11 protein-coding genes, 1 tRNA gene and 1 riboswitch are annotated in these 15,214 nt (G+C 69.9%); of the genes, 3 read left to right on the top strand and 9 right to left on the bottom strand.

Annotated elements, in window-relative coordinates; genetic code table 11:
* Positions 1 to 223: 223 nt before the first annotated feature.
* Together FK256_RS12755 and FK256_RS12750 are read right to left on the bottom strand one after the other, a co-directional pair.
* On the bottom strand, positions 224 to 1,024 hold the full coding sequence (locus tag FK256_RS12755; protein ID WP_244936443.1) for a GNAT family N-acetyltransferase: 801 nt from the start codon (positions 1,022 to 1,024) through the stop codon (positions 224 to 226).
* Positions 1,024 to 2,235: a molybdopterin molybdotransferase MoeA gene (locus FK256_RS12750; protein WP_009234609.1), complete on the bottom strand. Its 1,212-nt coding sequence runs from the start codon at positions 2,233 to 2,235 to the stop codon at positions 1,024 to 1,026. The genes FK256_RS12755 and FK256_RS12750 overlap by 1 nt, the downstream gene beginning before the upstream one ends.
* A gap of 95 nt (positions 2,236 to 2,330) precedes the next feature.
* On the opposite strand from FK256_RS12750, the gene FK256_RS12745 reads away from it, so the two are divergent.
* The 3 genes from FK256_RS12745 (at position 2,331) to mscL (ending at position 4,582) form a co-directional block, all read left to right on the top strand.
* On the top strand, positions 2,331 to 2,993 hold the full coding sequence (locus tag FK256_RS12745) for a 5-formyltetrahydrofolate cyclo-ligase (RefSeq protein WP_021606095.1): 663 nt from the start codon (positions 2,331 to 2,333) through the stop codon (positions 2,991 to 2,993).
* 112 nt (positions 2,994 to 3,105) lie between these two features.
* The gene (locus FK256_RS12740) at positions 3,106 to 4,071 is read left to right on the top strand and encodes an SAF domain-containing protein (RefSeq protein WP_141425001.1); all 966 of its coding nucleotides are present in this window, start codon (positions 3,106 to 3,108) and stop codon (positions 4,069 to 4,071) included.
* A gap of 109 nt (positions 4,072 to 4,180) precedes the next feature.
* A complete protein-coding gene (mscL, locus tag FK256_RS12735; protein WP_141425000.1) occupies positions 4,181 to 4,582 on the top strand; it encodes a large conductance mechanosensitive channel protein MscL in 402 nt (133 codons plus the stop codon).
* Positions 4,583 to 4,726: 144 nt separating this feature from the next.
* Here the strand turns inward: mscL and FK256_RS14450 are convergent, their stop codons facing one another.
* The 7 genes from FK256_RS14450 to FK256_RS12695 form a co-directional block, all read right to left on the bottom strand.
* Positions 4,727 to 5,014, bottom strand: coding sequence for a hypothetical protein (locus FK256_RS14450; protein WP_141424999.1), 288 nt, complete (start codon positions 5,012 to 5,014; stop codon positions 4,727 to 4,729).
* A gap of 40 nt (positions 5,015 to 5,054) precedes the next feature.
* The gene (locus FK256_RS12725; protein ID WP_141424998.1) at positions 5,055 to 9,374 is read right to left on the bottom strand and encodes a DNA helicase; all 4,320 of its coding nucleotides are present in this window, start codon (positions 9,372 to 9,374) and stop codon (positions 5,055 to 5,057) included.
* Positions 9,375 to 9,533: 159 nt separating this feature from the next.
* A tRNA-Arg gene (locus tag FK256_RS12720) sits at positions 9,534 to 9,606 on the bottom strand.
* Positions 9,607 to 10,174: 568 nt separating this feature from the next.
* Entirely contained in the window at positions 10,175 to 11,113 is a 939-nt protein-coding gene (locus tag FK256_RS12710; RefSeq protein ID WP_021604838.1) for a universal stress protein, read from the bottom strand.
* Positions 11,114 to 11,316: 203 nt separating this feature from the next.
* On the bottom strand, positions 11,317 to 12,141 hold the full coding sequence (locus FK256_RS12705; RefSeq protein WP_141424996.1) for a C40 family peptidase: 825 nt from the start codon (positions 12,139 to 12,141) through the stop codon (positions 11,317 to 11,319).
* A 3-nt stretch (positions 12,142 to 12,144) separates the two neighbouring features.
* Positions 12,145 to 12,307: riboswitch (cyclic di-AMP (ydaO/yuaA leader) on the bottom strand.
* A gap of 448 nt (positions 12,308 to 12,755) precedes the next feature.
* Positions 12,756 to 13,427, bottom strand: coding sequence for a metal-dependent transcriptional regulator (locus FK256_RS12700; RefSeq protein ID WP_141424995.1), 672 nt, complete (start codon positions 13,425 to 13,427; stop codon positions 12,756 to 12,758).
* A gap of 244 nt (positions 13,428 to 13,671) precedes the next feature.
* Positions 13,672 to 15,003, bottom strand: coding sequence for an MFS transporter (locus FK256_RS12695; protein ID WP_021608958.1), 1,332 nt, complete (start codon positions 15,001 to 15,003; stop codon positions 13,672 to 13,674).
* Positions 15,004 to 15,214: the final 211 nt, after the last annotated feature.

Below are 15,214 nucleotides of genomic sequence, written 5' to 3'. Positions count from 1 at the left end.
CCCCGCGCAGGAACACTCCGCTTTTCCTGCGAAATACCTGGGATTCAAGAAGTCACACTGTCAGCATTTCATCTCTATCATCACACTGGTCACATTCGTTTCTTCTGTCTCGCTGTCCACGTCTCGACCGGTCGGTCCTCAGTCGAAAATCCGCCTCTCCGAAGCATTCGGCGCACCCCGCGAGTGCGCCCCGCCCGCACCCGGAACCCATCCTGGAAAAACCTCATCCGCCGGTGAGCCGCCGTTGGAAGCCGACGCCGTCGGGTCTGCGAACCTCCTCGGCCACGGCGGCGAAGGAGACATGGTCGGCCCAGGCGCCGTTGATGTGCATGTAGCCGCGCCGCAATCCCTCCTCGCGCAGCCCGAGTCCGCGGCACAGATCCAGGCTGCGCGTGTTCTCCGGGCGCACGTTGATCTCCACACGGTGCAGCCCGACCGGCCCCAGGAGATGGTCGAGGACCAGGGCCACCGACAGGCGCATGATTCCGCGCCCCTGCCAGGCGCCTGCGATCCAGTAGCCCACCTGAGCGCTGCGCGTGGCGCCCCAAGTAATCGGGTCGACGGCGACCTGACCCGCGAAGGCGCCGTCGACCTCGACGACGAACGGCATCGCCTCTCCCAGCCTCGCCCGGCGGGTCTGGCGGCGCACGAACGCCGGGAAGGCGCTCAGGGATTCCCCGCCGCCGGGAGGCAGGGTGGCCTCCCAGGGGGCAAGCCGCTCGTTCTCCGCCAGTCGCAGCGCCTTCCAGGCCTCCTCGTCGGCCTCCCGGAGTTCGCGCACCACGAGGAGCGGGCGATCCACCAATCCGCCGCGGCCCCTCCCTTCTCGATTCTCTTCTCGAACAGCTTCCGGCTCGAGGCTCACCGGCCAGGTGAAGCGCGGCGCCGCGCCCGCCCCGAGCAGCAGGCCGTCCATGGCCCGCCGAAGTCCTCCTCCGATGGAGCCGCCACGAGCCTCCGCCCTGGGAAGCTGCCCGGCGTCGTCGTCGCGAGGCTCCTGCTGCGGGGCCGGATCATCGGGCATCAGGCGTCCAGCAGGAGGCAGTGGAGGGTGTCGCCGGCCACCACGGTGCTGGTGTCCTCAGGGACGACGGCGATGGCGTTGGCCTCGGACAGGCCGTGCAGCCGGACGGTCCCGGGCGGCGTCGTCGGTTCGGCTCGGTAGCCGAGGGAGGGCGAGCCGCTGACGTGTACGGGGATAAACTGGCGCTTGCCCACCGGCGAGTGCCAGCCCTCGGAGATAGCGGCGGGCAGGCTGGAGCGGTGCAGGGAGGTGCGTCCAGCGATCTGGCGCAGGACCGGGCGCACGAAGGTCTCGAAGGCGATCTGGGCGCTGACCGGGTCTCCGGGCAGGCAGAAGATCGGGGTGCCCTCGACCGTCCCCACGCCGAGCTGGCGGCCCGGGGACATGGCGACGGCGTCGAATCGCACCGATCCCAGGGGGGTGAGGACTTCCTTGACCGTGTCGCCCTGGCCGACGCTCAGGCCCCCGGTGGTGATGAGGACGTCGGCGCGCACGAGCTGGTCTTCGATGGTATCGGCCAGGGCGCGTAACTCGTCGGGGACCGCGGACACGCGGAAGGCCTGGCCCCCGGCGTCGGTGACGGCGCAGGCCAGGGCGTGGCCGTTGGCGTCGAAGACGTCCCCGGCCTCGCGGGACTGGCCGGGCTCGACCAGCTCGTCTCCGATGGAGACCACGACAACGCGTGGGGCGGGGTGCACGCGTACCCTGTGCAGCCCGAGGCCCGCCAGGAGAGCGATGTGCCGGGCGCTGACGCGCGAGCCCCGTTTGAGGACGGTGGTTCCGGACTTGACGTCCTCGGCGCGCCTGCGCACATGGTCGCCGGCCGTGGCGGCGCAGTAGAGGCTGACCCGGGACTCCCCGCGGTCGGTGTCGGTCCAGGGGATGACGGTGTCGGCCCCCAGCGGCATGGGGGCGCCGGAGTCGATGAGGACGGCGGCCCCGGAGACGAGGTGGCAGGGGCGCATGTCGCCGGCGCGCACCGCGTCGACGACGTCGAGCACGAGGGGATTGTTCCGGGTCGCCTCGCGGACGTCCCTGGCGATGACGGCGTAGCCGTCCTGGCCGGCCAGGTCCACCGCGGGCAGGTCGATTCCGGCGACGACGTCCTGGGCGAGGACGCATCCGACGGCGTCGGGAAGGACCACGTCGAGGGGCGCGGCCGCCTGGGCGATCTCCAGGCAGGCGGCCAGGTGTTCGGCCACTGTTCTCATGGCACTCAGGTTACCGTCAGGTTGGCGACACGCGCTGTGCCCCGCCGGGACGAACGGTTCAGACACGGGGCACCATCACCTGCGAAGATGGATCCATGACGACCGGCGCGCTGGAGCTTCCCGATACGAGTCAACTCGAGGTCGACGACGCCAAGGACGAGCTGCGCAAGGTACTGCGGGAGCACCGGCGCGCCCACCACCGCCACCCCTCCTCGGGGCACACGGCGGCCTGTGAGGCACTGACCGAGCATGCCCTGGAGGCGGTGGCCGGTGCGGCGAGCGTGGCGACCTTCGTGTCAACGGGCACCGAGCCCTGCACCCGGCTGCTGCTGGAACGGCTTCATGAGGCCGGCGTCGAGGTGCTGTTGCCGGTGCTCGGACCGCACCTGGCGCGCTGCTGGGGGCGGTTCCGGGGGGCCGGGGACCTGGCGGAGCGGGCGCCGAGGCGTCCTCCGGAGCCCAGCGGCCCCGCACTGCCGGCCGAGGAGGTGCGTAAGGTCGAGGCCCTCCTCATTCCTGCGCTCGCCGTGGACTGCGACGGGCGACGCCTGGGGCAGGGCGGCGGATGGTACGACCGGATGCTGCCGCTGCGAGCTCCGGACACCCATACCTTCGCGATCATTCATCCCGAGGAGCTGGTGGCCGGGCCGCTCCCCGTCGAGGAGCACGACGAGTCCGTGGACGCCGTTATCACGGCTCAGGAGTGGTTCCTGCTGGCCGCCGGCTCCCCAGCGCACGCCGGCGCCCTGGAGGCCTGAACTCGGGTGCGGAGCCTGAGCCCGGGGGCCACAGGCCCGCCGGTGCGATACGCCTCCACAGGGCCGGGGACTGCGGCGCGCCGGGCAGCGGAGATCCCCCGATCCTGGGGGCATGAGACTCCGCCATCGCCTGTCCAGCCGCCCGCCCCGTAATGAGCCCCGCGGGGAATCCTCCAAAGAATCCTCTCGCTCGTCCCCGGGGACCGCCCGCTCATCGCGGTCCGGCGGCCGACTGGCCGCGCAGCGCCCCTCGCTCCTGCTGTGGCGACATCGCCATCTGGTCGTGGCGGTGTGTCTGGGGACGGCGGTCCTGGTGGCACTCAGCGTGCTGCGCCCCGGCCCCGAGCAGGGTCAGCAGGCGCTCATCGCCGCCCGCCAGATCAGCGCCGGAGCCCTGATCACCGAGAAGGACGTCTCGACGGTCGAGCTGCCGGCATCGGCACTTCCGCAGTCCGGGCTGGCCTCCCGGGAGCAGGTCGTTGGGACCCGAGCGGCTATCGCCCTGGAGGCGGGCACCGTCCTGACAATCTCGATGACCAGCGGAAACATGGCCCAACAGCTGGGCCCCGACGAACGAATAGTCCAGGTACCGATCGATGTCGGAGCCGAGCTCGCCCGCCCCGGAGCGAGGGTCGACATCATCGGGCAGGTGCAAGAGGGCTGGATTCCCCAAGCCACATCGCAGGATGATACTCAGCCCTCGGGCACAGTGCCGCCAGAAGGGTCCGATGCGCAGGCCGGGACGCCTGCGCAGAACGATCCGGAGAACAGTTCAACAAATGCGCCCGCTCAAGCACCGGATACGCCCTCACTATCGCCATCCGAACAGGAATCACCAGGAATTCAGAAGCCTTCTCAAAGCCTTTCCCAAGGAAAGTCGACCGGACCGTTTGCGCAACACAGCATGGTGCTCTGTTCCGGGGCTCGAGTGATCTTGACTCAAGAGGCCGGGGAGAGTGGACGCTGGACGGAGAATAAGAAAGTAACACTTATCACACTGGCTATTCCTGCTGGTAGCGCTATTCCGGTAGTTGGTGCGGCTACGAATAGCACGCTCGGCATTGCGCTGAGCCCGTAATGCCGCTGCAGCAGCTTACATGGACGAGATGATAAGACGCTGCGCTTTCACAGTCCCCCGATGGCGCACCCCGGCAGATGCCTGCCCGCGCCGCTATGAAAGGATCGCCATGATCAAGGGATTCAAGGAGTTCATCGCGCAGGGCAACGCCCTCGAGCTCGCCGTCGCCGTCATCATCGGTAACGCGTTCAAGCCGATCGTTGACGCCATCACCAAGGTCATCCTCGACATTATTGGTCAGATCGTCGGCCAGCCGAACTTCGACTCCATCGGCCAGTTCAAAATCTTCGCGAGCTCCACCGAGTTCATTCAGCCTGGCAAGATCCTCACCGCTGTGGTGAACTTCTTCCTTATCGCCATCGCCGTCTACTTCGCCATCGTTCTGCCGATGAACAAGATCAAGGAGCGCGTGGCCAAGCAGAAGGCTGAGGAGGAGGCCAAGGAGGTCACCGACGTCGAGCTGCTCACCGAGATCCGCGACCTGCTCTCGGCCAACTCCGCCAAGCAGTGAGTCTCGCAGCGATTCGATAACCGCGATCACGCCATCGCTTCAAGGCCCCGCCGATCCTCATGATCGGCGGGGCCTTCCGCACTTCCCCATGACGCGACGCCGGAAGAAGCCTTTCCCGGCGTATGACATGCGGTTCCGCGATTATCAACCCCAGTGCGGGGGGATATCTCGCCTGAGGCGGGCGTCATTGGTGGCGGCGCCACCGGTCTCGGACACATCGAGCCCTTCCCCGGTGCCGGTCAGCGCATCATGCTCGTAGTCGGCTCTCGCCAGGTCCTCGGGATCCTCGCCGCGGGCGACGCGCTCCCGATCCCGGGCGGACAGGGCAACAACCCGGCGACGGCGCCGTGACCTCCCCCGCCCGGACGTCGCGTCGCCATGCGGGGCGGGCTGCGCACCCGGGGCACTGCCCCGGTCTGAGTGGTCTGCCATCTGAGTGTCCCTCGGGGTGCATCAGCGCCGATCGAGCCGCTCAGCGGGTGCGCCGCACCGCATTGGCCAGGACGGCATCAATCCCCGAGCCGCGACGGCGCAGGGCCAGGGCCGCCCGGAGCTCCTCGACCTCCCGGGCCTCGGAGCGGCCCACCCCGTCGGAGCGGATCCAGGCCATGAGGTCGTCGAGCTGGTCATCAGAGTAGGCCTGCAGCGGCAACCCCTGGGCGATGCGAGGGCGCTCGGTGCGTTCGGACGCCTCACCGGGCTCGGGCTCCGGCACCTCCGGGACAGCGCGCGCCGAGTCGTCGACACGGTCGGGCACCGCCTCCATGGGCGGAGCCGCATTGCCCTGGCGCTCCACGAGGACGGCCAGGACGAGCTCCTCAACGGCCTTCGCCTCGGCCTCCGGGTCGACGAACACCCCGGCGGAGAAGGCCATGTGGACGCGCCAGCCGCGCCGCTCGAGGCGCTCAACGCGGTGCCGGTCCCGCCGGCGCAGGCTCGGCTCGGAGATGTAGTCGACATCGTCGGTCAGGACCGCCACCAGCAGCTCGTCGGGGTAGTCGGGGTGGCCGATGGCCAGCGGGATGCGTACACCGCCGTCGGTCCCGTAGCGGGGGACGACGGACAGGCCTTTGCGCCACAGGTGCTCGGCCAGGTCCACCAGGAGCCGGTCGGGCACCTTGCCGGCCGAGTTGCCGGTCTGGGAGGCGTCCTCGGCGCGGGCCAGGACCTCGCGCAGCAGGCGCGCCCCGGGGGCTCGCAGGCGGTCGCGGTCGATGTCGTCGGCGGCCAGGCAGGAGACCACCTGGGTGCTGCCCCGCGAGGAGCACAGGGCCTCGACGAGCCCCACCATGCCGCTGTGGTCGGAGACGGGGCCAAAGTTGTGGATGGTGCGCCCGTGCGGGGTCTTGGCATAGCCCACCGAGATAATGATGTGGTCTCGCCGCAAAGCACGGGCCTCGGCCAGCTCGACGACGGTGAAGGGCTCAGCGGCGCCGGGTGCGAAGAACTCCTCCAGGGCTGGTGCGCCGGCGGCCGCCCGGGTAATGGCCGAGCGCAGGGCGTCGGCGTGCAGGCGGTTGAGGGCGATGACGCCCAGCGACTCCTCGGGTCGGGTCAGGGCTCGGTCGATGACCATGTCGACGACGCGGGAGACCTCGGCCTCCACGGTCTCGACCGCTGTCTGCCCGGGGGCCGGCATGCCCTTGCCGTCCACGAGCTCCAGGGACAGGTGGGCCTCGCCCGGCGGGGAGGGGACGGCCTCGACGACGCCCTCGTATCCGTTGGCCGCCAGGAAGGCGGCGATACCGGCGTCGAGGCTGTTGCGGGCCGTCGGCAGGGTACGGGAGGGGAGGAGCGGGCCGAGCTCGGCGGCCAGGCCCGTCGTCGTGCGCCGGGAGTCGCCGACGACGAGCACCTGTTCGGCGCGCACGAAGGCGGGCAGGACCTGTGGGACCGGCATGGGCGTGGAGGCGTCCAGGACGGCCAGGTCCACCACAGCCGTGGGCGAGAAGATCTGGGGCACGAGCGTGGGCGGGACGATCCAGATCGGCCGGGCCAGCAGCGCCATGGGGTGTGCGTCGATGATCTCGCGCAGGGGGACGCCGTCCTCGCGGGCCAGCGCGATGTACAGGGCGCGCGCGTCAGCCTTGTCATGCTCAACGGCGGCGCGCACCCGGCGGGCGCAGGCCTGCGCCACGGGACCGGACAGGGAGCGGCTGTGGGCGGCGTCGAGCTCGCGCAGTGAGACGGCCATCTGGGACAGGGCGCGCGCGTCGAGGCCCCCGAGGTCCGGATCTGCGGCGAGGGTCTGAGACAGCAGGGAGGACCACCAGCAGTAGGTGAGCTCGGGCTCGAGCTGCTCGTCCTCGACGCTCCGGGCGGCCATGTCGGCCACGAAGTCGCTCAGCCCCATCTCCTCGAGGTCGGTGCGGATACGGTTGACCTCGGGGAGCTTCTGAGCGGTGAGATCGTCGGCAGCCAGCGAGCGGGCCAGCTCCAGGAGGTCCTCCAGGGGCATCTCCATAAGCACCGGTGAATCCTGGGCGCGCCCCAGCAGCGGCTGGACCTCGGAAACGGCGCCGCGAGCCCGACCGGCGGTACGCCGCATCTCGTCCAGGCCCTGCGGTAGACGGGGCCAGCCGCCGTCGGGGTCGTGCCTGCGCCACACCTCGCGGCGGCGCTGGACCTTGACCAGCTCCGCGTGCAGGTCGTCGACGACGCGGCCCGGCCGCACCAGGTCATTGGCCTGGCGCGTGAAACGGCGGCGCCGTGAGCCGTCCATGTGGATGCCCCGCTCGTCGCGCCAGCGCTTGGAGGCGGTGGCGATGACCATGTCGGCGGCTGAGCGCTCGAAGACCTCGGGCAGGAAGACGTCCAGGGACTCGCGCACGCCGTCGAACATGTCGAGCTGCTCGATCCACTGGCCGAGGTTGCGGGCGTGGCTCAGGCCGGTGGTGCGGGTGACCGTGGCCGTGTGCTCCTGGATGGAGGGAAGCAGGTCGTTGGCCAGGGCGCGCAGGTGGACGAGTGCATCGGTGGCCTCGTCCATGTCCGCCACCGGGATCCCGTTCCAGGCGCTGGAGGAGACCTCGGGGGTGAACAGGCCCAGGGCGTACCCCCGGTGCAGGAGGGTGCGGGCCCGGACCATGCCGTCCTCGTCGAGGCGCCCCAGGTGCTGGGCATCGATGCGGGCGCGGGTGGTGGCGCGGTCGCGTCGGCTGGTGAGCTCGGCGAGCTTCTGGAGGGCCTCGTAGGCGGAGACGGACCAGGGCTCGCGGGATCGGTGCAGGGCCCGCACGTAGCGGTCCAGGCGGGATCGGACCGTGGTGAGGCGGTCGCGCAGGGAGATGATCCCGGCAACGTCGAGCTGGGGAGGCTGGACGCCCAGGCTCTCGCGGATGCCCTCGGAGGCGTGCTGGCGCCAGGCAGCGTCCTCGGTGAGGTCCAAGACCATGGAGCCCAGGCCCGCCTCGCGCAGGGCGCTCGCCACGGCGTGCCCGTCGGCGCTGGTGGCGGGCACGTGCAGCACGGTGCGCCCGGAGGCAGCGGCGTCGGCGAAGACGGCGGCCAGGGTGCCAGCGACGTCGGAGCCGGGGGGCGCGTCGATGAGGAAGCTCGCTCCGGTACCCACCGACTCGATGACGTCGAGCTGGGCCGGTTCCAGGTCGCCCACGCCGCGCTCGGCGCCGGGGACCCGGTCGGTGGGGACGGACGGGGGCAGCTCGACGCTCAGGGCCTCGCGGGCCCCCTCGTCGCCAGCAATGGCCGCGACCAGGGCGGAGGTGCGCGAACGCTCCAGAACGGCGTCGAAGTCCTCCACCAGAGCCTGTCCCGGGTGGACGAAGGCGCCGACGACGAGGCGCTCGTGGATCTCGAAGCCGGGCAGGTACTGCCGTCCCAGGGCGCCGATGCGGGCCAGGGCGGAGCGGGGGGTGAAACCCGCCGAGGACAGGGCGGCGCGGGCGATGTCGCCGATGTCGGTGGTGCACTGGTAGCGGCGCAGCGCGCGGGTGAGGACCGGGTTCACCTCGATCGTGGGGTCGAGGGTGAGGGTGGCGTCGGCGGTGGCGCTGGCCAGGCGCACGGGGCGCAGCAGGACGGGTGCGTTGACGGTGCGCACGCGCGGGCCCGAGGGGGCCTCGGGGACGGTCAGGCCGGCGGCGGCCAGGGCGTTGCGAGCCGCGTGCTCGGCCGCAATGCGCTCGACGTGCGGGATCTGGGCGGTGAGGTCCGCGGCCTCCGGTGAGGCGCCGTCGGCCAGGTGGATGCTGCCATCGTCCTCGCCGTCCTGGGGAACCGTCTCGTTCCAGGTGGCCACCCCGATGGCCAGGTAGACCGGTGCGACGCCGAACTGACGGGCGAGGATGTCGGTGCGGGCGGAAACCTCCCGCAGGGACTGGCGGGCCTCGCCCAGGGCGTTGCGCTCGCGTACGATGCTGGACAGGTGGGTGGGCCGGCCGGCGTAGAGCTGAGCCAGGCCCGAGGGGTGCGCGGCGGTGAGGTCGACGACGCCGTCGAGCAGGGTGATGTCATCCAGGCTCGCCACGCCGCCCAGATCTACGAGCTGGCTGCGCCAGTCGGACAGGGCCATATCGATGCGCTCGCGTCGTTCGACGTCCGCCTCGCTGAGCGGCGGTGCGGGCGCGGGGCGCACGGGAGCGGGCGGGGCCGGCGGTTCGGGGGCCGGTTCGGGCTTGCTCGGCGCCGCGGCCAGGGCCCCCAGGTCCGCGGCGAAACGCCGTCGACTCGCGGCTTGATCCGATCCGCTCGAGGCTCCGGCGCCCTTGCGCTCATCCTCCCGGAGGGCAGCATCGCGCCGCTTGCGGCCGAAGGAGAAGAACGATGGCGTCATACGCTCAAGATATAGGCCCATCGGCCCTTGGGCGTGGAGACGCACCGGGGCGTGGCTCGCCCTAGGGGCCGCACCGGTACCGACGTCGACCAATGTCTATGGACGCCGGGTTGAGCCGAGCGGGTCCGTCCGACGTCGACGGACACCGTCCGGCGGCCGCGCCCTCGATTGGATTCGAACCAACGACACCCGCTTTAGGAGAGCGGTGCTCTATCCCCTGAGCTACGAGGGCCTGGGCGGAAGACTACCAGCGGATCGGCCCGCGCATGACCAGCCGGACATCGGGGTGGCGCCGTGTTCACACTGCACTCGGGCTGAACTTAGGGACTGTTGTGCGAGTCTGTTGGGCTCGGCTGCCCCGGGTCGTCCGGGGCTTGCGGGCGCTTCCGCGACGCCGCATCGGTAGGCGGCGTGAGGCGACGAGCACCGCACCGGCCCCGACCCCCACTAGTCGGCACTGGCCCGCCTCGACAGCGGCACGGAACGGGCGGCCGCCAATCGAGAACTGCGTTTCCCATCCAGAACGTACCCATCCCGCAAACCACTGGCGTCCGCCCCCAGTCGTCTGCGGGACAACGCAGTTCCCGATCACGAAGTACGTTCCCGATCAAGACCGGCGCACTGGTGCCATACATAACAAGACCTAGAGCAGCATCAGCGCGTCTGCCGTGCCAACCGATGTGAGGTTGGTCGGCACGGCAGTGCCTCTGATGCGGCTGCACACGCTGCGACCGGCGGTTCACCGGCGGCCCGTTCAGCCGGAACCGGGGCGACGCAGGTTCGCGGCAGCGATCGCGTTCTCAGGCGCGGCCCCACGGGGTGGAGGTGCGCGAGGAGCGCCGCTCACCCTTGATATGGTGCGAGGGCGCTACCAGGACAGGGCACGACGCATGGGCCAGAACGGCCTGGCTGGTGGAGCCCAGCAGGAGCCCGGAGAAGCCCCCGCGTCCGCGTGAGCCGACGACGACGAGGTCCACGGCGGTGGAGAACTCGGCCAGGAGCTCGGCCGGGTTTCCGTCCAGCGCGTGACGGCGCACTGTGACGCCCTCATGGCCCTCGAGGGCCTCATTGATGGCGCGGTCCAACCCGGAACGAACGTCGGCCAGGACCTGCTCGCGGTCGACGGCGGCCGGTAGCCAGGCGAGCGCGCCCGCTCCGGAGGCCATCGGCACGGCTGCGATGGCGGTGAGCTCGGCGCCCCAGGCCTCCGCCTCGGCCACGGCCCATTTGAGGGCCTTGCGGGCCGAGGAGGAGCCGTCGACCCCGACGACGATGCGGCGCACCGGCGTGTAGTCGGCCCCCTCGGTGCGCTGGGGCACGACGACAGCTGGGCAGTGGCTGTGCGCAGGCAGGGCGGAGGAGACGGTCCCCAATAGACGGTCAGCGAAGCCGCCGCCTCCGCGGGTACCGACGACGGCCAGAGTCGCCTCTTCGGAGAGGTCGACGAGGACGCCGGCCGGGTCCCCGGTCTCCAAGGAGGAGGTGACGGCCACTCCGGACTTCTTAACGCGTTCGACGGCCTCGTCGATGACGGCTTGGGCACCGGACCTGATGGCCGAGTCGTCGAGCGCCGCGTAGCCGCCGTCGAGGGAGGCGGTGGTGAAGGAGGGCAGGGAGTATGCGCACAGTATGTGAACGCGCCAGCCCTGGCGTTCGGCACGCGCAACAGCCCAGTCCACTGCTGCCAGGGACTCGGGTGAACCATCGACTCCGACGAGGATGACGTTGCCATCAGTCATGGGATCTGCCCTTTCTCGAGATACGGTCTGCGACCCAAGGAACATTCTGCCTCGAAAAGGGGTGTGGGGACCACCACATGATGAGGTTGTGTCTGTTTTCCCCATGCGAGCCCTCTCCACCCCGCCCGCCCCTCGCCACAACGCGGTGAGGGGCGGGCGCCTCACGGCACCCGCCCCTCACGGGAAGGATTTCAGCGTCTGAATCAGGCGACGCGGACGAAGCTCGGGGAGCCCCACAGCTCGCGGTAGACCACACCGGTGGACTCGTTACCGGCCTCGACGACCATGCCGTTGCCGGCGTAGATGCCGACGTGGCCGGGCCAGGTGACCAGGTCGCCGGGCTGGGCCTCAGCGGCGGACACCGGGGTACCGGCCGCAGCCTGGGCGCCGGAGGTACGGGGCAGGTTGATGCCGACCTGGGCATACACGTAGGAGGTGAAGCCGGAGCAGTCGAAGGCGTTCGGACCGGAGGCGCCCCACACGTAGGGAGCACCCACGTACTGCATAGCGATGGCCACGACAGAAGAGTTGGAGTTGGCGGTCGGCGCGGAGGCCTGGGTGGTCTGAGCAGTCTGCGTGTCCGCGGAGGCGGCGTCGGTGCCGTGGTCAGCAGCAGTGGCGGCAGCGGCGTTGTCGGCATTCTGCTCGGCCTGGGCCTCGGCGGCGGGAGCCTCGGGAGCGGCGGGAGTTTCGGGAGCGGCAGGGGTCGGAGCCACGGCCTCGACCTGCGGGGCGGCCTCGGTGACCCAGCTGGCCTGAGAGATGGTGATCTGCTGACGCGCGGCCAGGGCCTCGCTAGCGTTGGCGGCGAGGATGCCGACCCCGGGAGTCACGCCGGACGCCTCAATGGTTCCGGAGGACGTGACCTCTGCGCGGCCTGCGGCGTTGGCACCCGAGGCGAGCATGGTCAGAGCAAGACCGGACGATGCGGCGACCGCCAGACCTCGGCGCGCGGTGGGAGCAAAGTCATCCAGTGGGGTAAGGGCTCGGGTGGCTTTGCGGTGACGTGCGATGGTGCGTGAGGACATGAATGCTTTCTCCTGTTGAGCCGACGAGGTGAGCTGTCGGGTTCGGACTGGAGACGCCCGGCCCGCAGATGCGGGCTTCACCCCAAGGTCGTTCGGACTGTCAGTCCGGGCGACCGGTAGTTGGTTCCCCCGTTCCTGCCACTTGAGTTGTTGGTTCCACTTGCCTCAGACCGAGTGGCAGGACTAAGCCCCGATCCGAGACGCCACCGAGACGGTTGTCTGCGGCAACGACCTGAACGCTACATGACAGACCAGCGCTTCGTCACGGCCAGGTGTCACACACTGTTGTGAGCCGAGACACCTCGTGTCGATTTTCGGTTTCCTCCATATATCTCCAGGGACCTCGGTCCGCGAGAGCGAATAGCGATGACGGACGAAATGGCGGCATTTAGCGGAAAAAGAACATCCGCCTATCGGAGCGGTCACCATTTCCTCTCCACCCCACCCCGATGGGACTCACAGTGAGAGAGAACTCTCGCCTGTGAGCTGAATCACAAAACAGCGCCCCGCATCCCACACTCTCGGGACCCGGGGCGCCGGCATAACAGCCTTGCCTGCACAGGATGTTTTCAGGTGTTTCTGTGGATTCTGACAGAGAGGCCGATCGGCGTCCCTCAGCGCTGAACGAAGAGGTGGCGGGCAACGTCATCAGCCAGGACGACGGGGTCGCCAGAGGCCCCGACGAGCCGCACCCCACCGGCGCTGATGCGCAGTTCCACCTGGGCACCGGCCGCGATCGCGGCGTCCTCGAGAGCGGCGATGAGCCCGGCATCCGCCTGGATCGGCTCTCCGATGCGGCTGACGACGGCAGTGGCGGTCTCACGGCCGGCGATGCGCTCCACACTGACCTCATCTGCGGAGGGCTTGGGATGTTCGGCGGTCTGCGGCGGGATGGGGTTGCCGAAGGGGTCAGCGGAGACGTCGTCGAGGATGACGGCCAGGCGCTCCTCGACCTGTTCACTCATCACGTGCTCCCAACGGCAGGCCTCCTCATGGACGAGCCGGCGGTCCATGCCGATGACGTCCAGCAGCAGCCTTTCGGCAAGTCGGTGCTTGCGAATCACTTCGGTGGCCCGTCTACGGCCCTCCTCGGTGAGCTGGAGGGAGCGGTCGTCGGCGACCTTGATGAGGCCGTCGCGCTCCATGCGCGCCACCGTCTGGGAGACCGTGGGACCCGAGTGGTCGAGGCGCTCGACGATGCGGGCCCGCAGCGGTGGAACGCCGTCCTCCTCGAGCTCGTAGACGGTCTTGAGGTACATCTCGGTGGTGTCGATCAGCTCGCTCATGAGGTGGGCTCCTGCTTGAGGTGGGTTGCCGCGGCAGCTCGGGCCCCTCCGGAGGGCGCATCCGTCAGGACCGCGTTCTTTGAAAGGATAGACAGCGCTCTGGGATGTGGCCAGTATCGCCTGTCGGCTCGCCGATCCTCGGCCGGGGAGGACTCCCCAGTGCCTCGGAGATGCGCGACGGATAGCGTGCGTATAGCCCGTCCGGATACTCGATCGACTCCGCCAGTCGACTCAGTCAGTTCTGTCAGTCGACGTCGTCGCCGCGGCTCTCCGACTCCGGAGCCTCCGTCGGTGCCTTCGGAGCGGCCCTGAGGTAGGGGCGGGTGGAGGAGTAATGCAGGGACAGGTTCCAGTGCCTGTAGCTCCAGGCGGCGGCGACCAGGGCGGCGAGGACAGCGCTCAGGCCGCCGGCCGCGATCGCGATGCGCGGTCCCCAGGCGTCGGCCACCCACCCGATGAGCGGGGCACCCACCGGCGTCGACCCCAGGAAGAACATCATGTAGATACTCAAGACCCGGCCGCGCATGGCCGGCTCGGTGGTCATCTGCACGGTCTGATTGGCGCTGGTCAGGAGCGTCAGGACGCACAGGCCCACCGGGATCGTCATGATCGTGAAGGTCAGATAGGTGGGCATGACGGCCAGGAGGAGGGAGAAGACTCCCAGGGCAAAGGCGGCCACGACGACGGTGCGCGGTCGGGGGTTGCGGCGTCGGGCCGCCCACAGGGCGCCGGAGAGGGACCCGACGGCGAAGACCGAGGAGACGGTGCCGTAGGCGTCGGACTCCAGGTGGAAGACGGTGCGCACAGTCGCGGCCATGGTGACCTGGAAGTTGAGGGTGAGCATGGAGACGACCGCGATCACAGCGATGATGACGATGAGATCGGTGCGGCCGCGCAGGTAGGCCAGGCCCTCGCGGAGCTGACCGGCGGCGCGGCGGGCGCGGGGCATGTCCACGAGCTCGTTCAGTCTCATGGTGGCCAGAGCGGCGGCCGGGAAGAGGAAGGTGGCGGCGTTGACGGCGAAGACCCAGCCGGCGCCGACCCAGGTGATGACGACGCCGGCGAGCGCCGGGCCCAGGAGCCGGGCGGCGTTGAAGGAGGCGGAGTTGAGCCCCACGGCGTTGGACAGGTGCTCGGCCGGCACCATCCGGGCCACGAAGGTCTGGCGGGCCGGGGCGTCGTAGGCGGCGGCAAGGCCCCCGAGGAAGGCGGCGAGGTAGACGTGCCAGAGGCGCACGCTTCCGGCCAGGACGTCGATGGCGACGACGGCGGAGACCAGGCCCATGGCGCTCTGAGTGATGATGAGGAACCTGCGCTGGTCGACCCGGTCCGCGACGAGGCCGGCGTGGGCGGACAGCAGGAGCATGGGGAGGAACTGCAGGGCGGTGGTCAGGCCGGTGGCGGAGGCGGAGTCGTTGGTGAGGATGCGCAGCACCAGCCAGTCCTGGGCCACGCGCTGCATCCAGGTCCCGGTGTTGGCCACGAGGGCGGACAGGAACCAGATCCGGTAGTTGTGGAACCTGAAGGAGGCGAAGATACCGCCGCTGGACCGGCGTGATGAAGTCGTGCGGGTCATGTCCTGAGTTACGTGAGAAAACCGTGTACGTGAGAGTTGCGAGCGCCAGAGCGACGAGACAGGGGAGCGGGCACGACGACGTCGGGCGGGCAGGCCCTGTCCTCTCGCAGGGTAAGCCCTACTGGCACTGAAAGCAGTGCCGCGGAGGCCGCGTCCCGCCGTCGGGTCCGACGGTGGGACGCGGCCCCCAGAGGTATTCGTACAGGGCAGC

This window comes from Actinomyces johnsonii, assembly GCF_006546835.1.
Lineage (GTDB): Bacteria > Actinomycetota > Actinomycetes > Actinomycetales > Actinomycetaceae > Actinomyces > Actinomyces johnsonii.
This window is presented reverse-complemented; position numbering and strand designations above follow the sequence as displayed.